General features: G+C 69.0%; 5 protein-coding genes. 1 reads left to right on the top strand and 4 read right to left on the bottom strand.

Annotated elements, in window-relative coordinates:
* Positions 1–234: 234 nt before the first annotated feature.
* Positions 235–477, bottom strand: a complete 243-nt coding sequence (locus AC1DO7_RS39260) for a hypothetical protein (protein WP_441611973.1) — start codon at positions 475–477, stop codon at positions 235–237.
* Positions 478–1,173: 696 nt separating this feature from the next.
* On the opposite strand from AC1DO7_RS39260, the gene AC1DO7_RS39255 reads away from it, so the two are divergent.
* On the top strand, positions 1,174–2,895 hold the full coding sequence (locus AC1DO7_RS39255) for a hypothetical protein (RefSeq protein ID WP_441611974.1): 1,722 nt from the start codon (positions 1,174–1,176) through the stop codon (positions 2,893–2,895).
* 26 nt (positions 2,896–2,921) lie between these two features.
* Here AC1DO7_RS39255 and AC1DO7_RS39250 read toward each other — a convergent pair whose 3' ends face one another.
* The 3 genes from AC1DO7_RS39250 to AC1DO7_RS39240 form a co-directional block, all read right to left on the bottom strand.
* On the bottom strand, positions 2,922–3,122 hold the full coding sequence (locus AC1DO7_RS39250; protein ID WP_441611975.1) for a hypothetical protein: 201 nt from the start codon (positions 3,120–3,122) through the stop codon (positions 2,922–2,924).
* A 177-nt stretch (positions 3,123–3,299) separates the two neighbouring features.
* Positions 3,300–4,217: a cysteine synthase A gene (cysK, locus tag AC1DO7_RS39245; RefSeq protein ID WP_441611977.1), complete on the bottom strand. Its 918-nt coding sequence runs from the start codon at positions 4,215–4,217 to the stop codon at positions 3,300–3,302.
* Between the two features lie 68 nt (positions 4,218–4,285).
* A partial coding sequence (locus AC1DO7_RS39240; RefSeq protein WP_477117416.1) for a GGDEF domain-containing protein occupies positions 4,286–5,126 on the bottom strand: 841 nt, incomplete at its 5' end.

Below are 5,126 nucleotides of genomic sequence, written 5' to 3'. Positions count from 1 at the left end.
GGGAATAGACAGAACGAACCATTAAAAGGACAAAACGAACATCGTGCTCCGGTGGCATTTTTGCGTTATTGCCCGGGAAAACCCTAGGGTAAGGCTGAAAAACGCAGTCATAACAAGGGGATATAAGGCCGCTCTCGGTGCCATCCAGTCGCGTGCAGGCCGGGTCCTGGCTGTCTGCGGCCTTCAGTTTTCATACATGCACGAGGGCGCATACATGCACAAGGGCGGCGCCCCTTAGCGCGCAATGCGTTGTTCCTTGCGGCAGGCCTTGCACACATGCTCCAGGCCATCGCGGCGCCGCGCGTCGCGCGAAAAGAACTCGCCGTCGGCGGGCCAGTATTCGTCGCAGTTGCGGCAAAGCTTGAGGGGGCCGATATCGGACATCAGCAACTCGCCCGCGGCACGGGCGGCGTGCGCGGCGTGGCTTGCATGGGCAGCGGCGGGGGGGCGCCGGAGGGCGGCGGTGCGATCGTACATGTTCTCTCCTTGCCTGGCGCAAACGGGCCGGCGGTGGTCAGGTACGGAGGGGATCTCCGGGGACGATCCCGGGAGACGATCCCGGGCGGTCCACGCGTATCGGCTGAAATACGCGGTTACGAAATGGCGGGCGGAAATGGCGGGCGGAAACGGTGTAATGGTGCTGGCAGGGCGCGCGCGGTGGCATGCGCGGCAGGCTTGCGTCACGAATTCATCGCGCCAACAGCCCGGAGAACGCCATCACCAGCCATCCCGCCGCGGCGCAGGTCCCAAGCCAGCCCAGCAGGACCAGCACGATGGTGGACCACTTCATTGCAGTTGCCGTCGCCGCGCTGCAAAGGCCGTGCGCGGCGCGGCGGGACCGATGCGGCAGCGGGCGCACGCCGGCGCGCGGTGCCACGCGGGCGGCTTCGAACGGGTGTGGTTCATGCGGACTTTCCTTCTGACAGGCAAGGCAGCGCTTGCACAACGGTGCAGCTTAGCCATGGTGCGGCGCGGGCGTGTGTCCGGGTTGTAAGGAAATGTGCACGAGCCGATGCGAAGCGGAGGCTCCCCGGCGCGTTCGCGCCGCCTTTTCTATAATGTGACCCGTTCCTGCTTCCAGCCGGCCGTGCGGCGCGTGACGAGGTCTCATCCCCGCCGCGGCCCGGTCGCATTCCAACCGCACACCAATCGCCCTCGGGCCCCGGTCACGCCATGACTATCCTCCTGCTCAACACTTCCTTCGCGCGCACTCTCGATGCGCTGGTCGAACGCTTCGCGGCCACGCCGGGCGCGCGCGTGCAGGCCTGGGTGTTCGAGGACGCCCCCGCGCGTCTCGAGGCCGTGCGGCAACTTGCCGCCGCCGGCGTGGTGGCGGAGATCCGCAGCGCGTACAAGCCGCTGCTGCATTTCTTTCTCGACGAACAGGACCTGGACGCACTGGCGGGCGCCGCGCGCACGGTGACGGTGCGGCTGCCCGCGGCCGCCACGCCGAAGGACGCGCAGCGCTTGCGTCTCGAAGCCTATCCGCTGGCCGGCCTGCTGCCCGAAGACAAGCTGCGCCTGGTCGATGGCGATGACGAAGGACACTATGTGGTCGAATCCGGCGGCGGGCGGCACCGCGTGTTCGTGCCGCGCGCGACCTCGGGCGCGCCGTGCGGATGGCTGCGCGTGTGGCGGGGCGACGAGCTGGTCGAGGACACGCCGCTGGCGACGGAATACGAGCTCGCATTCGCCGCGGCCATGGATGCGATCCGCGCGCACGGCTGGCGCGCGCAGGCGCCGTACTTCGACGTGCTGCACGTCGCCATCGCCACCGGCGGCATCGAACGCCGCCTGGCATACCAGGACGAATGCATCAGCACGCGCGAGGCGCTGCATGAGGATCTCTATTTCTCGGTGCTGGAGTATTTCCAGGACTGCGCCGGCCTGCCGCGTGGCGACCGTACCCTGCAGCCGGGCCAGATCGTCCCCGATGTGCACGCGGGCGAGGGCGCCACGCGCGTGCGCGTGGAAGTGCTGCCGCACCAGCTGCCCCTGCCCGGGCCTGGCCGCAAGCCGATGTCCGCCGAAGCGCTGGCCGCGCTCGCCCGCCCGCTCGCACCGGACGAGGTTGCCGTCGAGATGCATGCGCTGGGCGGCCATCGCTTCAGCGTGGAATCCGCGCAGGGGCGCGCGGTCCACGGCACGCATATCGAAGGTACGCTGCCCGGGCTGGTGATCTCCGGGGGCCAGCACGCCAACGAGAGCTCCGGCGTGGTCGGCGCGCTGCGCGCGGCGCATGTGCTCAGGCGGCGCGAGCAGGCGAACTTCGCCGTGATCGGGCTGGAGAACCCGGATGGCGCGGCCCTGCATATGCAATTGCGCGAGGACAATCCGCGCCATATGTCGCACGCCGCCCGCTACACCGCGCTGGGCGACGACCTCGAGGCGCGCACGGCGGAGCCGTTCGGCGAGAAGGCGGTCCGGCTGGAGGCGGCCGAGCGCACCGGCGCCGGGCTGCACATGAGCCTGCACGGCTATCCTGCCCACGAGTGGACGCGCCCGCTGACCGGCTACGTCCCTCCGGGGTTCGAAACCTGGACCATTCCCAAGGGATTCTTCCTGATCCTGCGCCACCATGGCGGATGCGAGGACAAGGCGCTGGCGTTCATGCAGGCGCTCACCGCGCAGCTGGCGACGTCGCCCGAGCTGGCCGCGTTCAACGCGCGGCAGCTCGCCACCTGGGCCGCGCACGCGGGCGCGGTGCCGTTCCCGGTGCTCAACGGCATTCCCTGCATGATCGTCGAGGACCATCGCTCCACGGTGCCGTTCATGCTGGTCACGGAGTTCCCGGACCAGACCGTCTACGACGACGCCTTCCGCCTGGCTCACACCACGCAGATGCACGCAGTGCTGGCGGCGGCCGAACTCTACTGGGCGGGAGCGCTGGCTTGAGTGAGGGGGCCTGCCGGCGCAAGCCTTCAGTGGATCGTGCGCGTCACCTTGGCATGCATGGCCTTGGCCGCCGCGCTGTCGTCGGGGGTGGCGTCTTCGTCCTGCTCGATCATCGTGGCAGCGAGGCTGAGTGCGGCCTGCATCTCCTCGTGCGACAGCCCCGATGACAAGGCCAGCCGTACCGCAAGGGACGCCAGGCGGGCAACGTCATAACTAGGTATGGTCATTTCTGCTCCTTGTGCCGGCGGCGGCACCGGCCTGCACTGGCAAGCCGGCGTTGCCGCCTGTATTGGATCGTCGGCGAATCAGTCAGGCCGATGAAGTGGCAGCGCATGCCTGCGCGCRGCTGCCGGTCCGTCTTAGTATGGTTCACCGGGCGCGATGCCGCCGGCGGAAGATTCCGCTCAGGCCGGCAGAAATCCCTCTACCGTCAGGTAGCGCTCGCCGGTGTCGTAGTTGAAGCCAAGCACGGTGGCACCGGCCGGCAACCCGGGCAGCTTTTGTGCGATGGCGGCCAGGGTGGCGCCGGAGGAGATGCCCACCAGCATGCCCTCCTCGCGCGCGGCGCGGCGCGCCATCTCGCGTGCCGGCTCGGCGTCCACCTGGATCACGCCATCGAGCAGCGCGGTATCGAGATTGCGCGGGATAAAGCCGGCGCCGATGCCCTGGATCGGGTGCGGGGCGGGCGCGCCGCCGGAAATGACCGGCGAAGCCACCGGTTCAACCGCATATACCTTCAGTTGGGGCCACTTTTGCTTGAGCACGCGCGCGCAGCCGGTGATGTGGCCGCCCGTGCCCACGCCGGTGATGAGCGCGTCGATGCCCTGCGGGAAATCCGCCAGGATCTCCTGCGCGGTGGTCCTGGCGTGGACCTCGATATTGGCGGGATTCTCGAACTGCTGCGGCATCCACGCGCCCGGCGTGGCTGCCACCAGCTCCTCGGCGCGGGCGATCGAGCCCTTCATGCCTTTTTCGCGCGGGGTCAGCTCGAAGGTGGCGCCGTAGGCCAGCATCAGCCGGCGGCGTTCCACCGACATGCTGTCGGGCATCACCAGCACCAGCTTGTAGCCCTTGACCGCGGCGACCATGGCCAGGCCGATGCCGGTGTTGCCCGAGGTCGGCTCGACGATGGTGCCGCCGGGCTTGAGCAGGCCCGCCTGTTCGGCCGCCTCGACCATGGACAGCGCGATACGGTCCTTGATCGACCCGCCCGGATTGGCGCGCTCGGACTTGATCCAGACCTGATGCGTATCGCCGAACAGCCGCTGGACGCGGATATGCGGTGTGTTGCCAATCGTCTGCAGGATGTTGTCAGCCTTCATTCGGGATCTCCTTGGATGGTTTCGATACGGACCGCGGGCGGGTCCGTACGCGCATGCAGGGAAGGATTCTAGCCGGCGGACCGGCAGTCTTGCGATTTCCGCAAGTGCCGGTGGCCACGCATGGCAAGGCTCAATGACAGGCTTCGGCGCGCCGGCAGGCGCAGTTCGGGCCCGCAGCCCGATGGAGGGGCTTCCAGCGACGACGCGCTCAGCACGCGGCCCCGGCCGCGCCGCTTGGCCTCGTACAAGGCGCGGTCGGCGCAGCCGAACAGGCAGTCCCACGCCGCCGCGCCGCCGCCCTGGCCGTCGTGGATCTGGGCGATGCCGATGCTGGCGCTGGCGAAGCCCCCGATTTCCGGCGGCAGGGCAATGGCGCGGATGCCGCGCAGGATGCGGTTGGCCAGCAGCACGGCGTCGGCTTCGGTGGTATGCGGGCACAGCACGCAGAATTCCTCGCCACCGTAGCGGCCGGCCAGGTCGGTGGCGCGAGGGGTCTCGGCCAGGACCCTGGCGATCTGCTGGAGGACCAAGTCGCCGGCGCGGTGGCCGCTGCTGTCGTTGATGCGCTTGAAGCGGTCGATGTCGATCACCAGGCAGCTCAGCGGATGGCCGTGGCGGGCGTATTCGGCCGACAGCACCATGGCCGCGGCGTCGATGGCGCCGCGGTTGAGCAGGCCGGTAAGGGCGTCGAGCCGGGATTGTTTCTCCTGTGCCGCCAGCATGCCTTCCATGGTCATCAGGGTGAAGGCGGCCAGACCCGCGAGGATGGCCACGAACGCGGGCAACAGGCGCAGCAGCAGCAATGCCTCGGCGTTCGGGTCCGCCACCGGGCTGCCCGGCGCGGCCGCCGCATAGAGGCCGCAGCACTGCGCCACCACTTGCAGGCCGCTGGCGGCCAGGACCAGCGGG

Source organism: Cupriavidus sp. 05N40, assembly GCF_056397305.1.
This window is presented reverse-complemented; position numbering and strand designations above follow the sequence as displayed.